Source organism: Bradyrhizobium sp. SZCCHNR1002, from assembly GCF_032381435.1.
Classification (GTDB): domain Bacteria; phylum Pseudomonadota; class Alphaproteobacteria; order Rhizobiales; family Xanthobacteraceae; genus Bradyrhizobium; species Bradyrhizobium aeschynomenes.
Map to the genome: position 1 here is coordinate 1 of NZ_JAUHIS010000021.1, position 1,012 is coordinate 1,012.

Annotated in this window: 1 protein-coding gene; it reads left to right on the forward strand. The window is 63.6% G+C overall.

The genetic code is table 11. From position 1 onward, the window contains the following. A partial coding sequence (locus QX108_RS33460) for a GspE/PulE family protein (RefSeq protein WP_315787748.1) occupies nucleotides 1-1,005 on the forward strand: 1,005 nt, incomplete at its 5' end. Nucleotides 1,006-1,012: the final 7 nt, after the last annotated feature.

A 1,012-nucleotide genomic window follows, 5' to 3' on the forward strand; every position in this document is an offset into this window, starting at 1 on the left:
ACGTCCCGCGTGAAGATCATGTCGAAGCTCGACATTGCGGAGCGGCGCCTGCCGCAGGACGGGCGCATCAAGATCGCGGTCCGTGGCATCGACATCGACTTCCGCGTCTCCACGATCCCCACAGCCTTCGGCGAAAGCGTCGTGCTGCGCGTGCTCGACCGCAATCGCATCAGCCTCGATTTTGTCGAGCTTGGCTTCTCCGCGGAGCATATCGCGACGCTCCAGGCGCTGCTGCAGCAGCCCAATGGCATCATCCTGGTCACCGGACCGACCGGCAGTGGCAAGACCACGACGCTGTATACGGCGCTGAAGACGCTCAACAGCACCGAGCGCAAGATCTTCTCGGTGGAGGACCCGATCGAATATCAGATGCCGGGGATCAATCAGGTGCAGGTCCAGTCGGAGATCGGGCTGACGTTTCCTCACGCGCTGCGCTCGATGCTCCGGCAGGATCCGGATATCATCATGATCGGTGAAATCCGCGATCTCGAGACGGCGCGCATCGCCATTCAGGCCTCGCTGACCGGTCACCTCGTGCTCTCGACGCTGCACACCAACGATGCGGCGTCTGCGATCACGCGGCTGATCGACATCGGCGTCGAGAACTATCTGCTGGCCTCGACGCTGAAGGGCGTGATTGCGCAGCGCCTGGTACGCAGGCTCTGTTCCCGTTGTTCTCATGGTGATCCGCAGGCGAGCTATTGGACGGAGAGCTTCGAGCGGTCCGTGACCGGACTCCGTGCGTTGGGGCAGCCAGACATTCGCCAGCCGCAAGGCTGCTCCGATTGCGGCAATGCCGGCTTCTCCGGACGTTCGACCATCGCGGAGATGCTGGTCATCGACGAGGCATGTCAGAGTCTGATCCTGGCCAGGGCGTCGGACACTGCGATCGAGCGCGCCGCCCGCGAGCAGGGCATGCAGAGCATGTACGAGACCGGAGTCCGGAAGGTCTGGCGCGGCGAGACCACGATCGACGAAGTTCTGCGCGCGACGCGCATGGGATAGGGCGGCG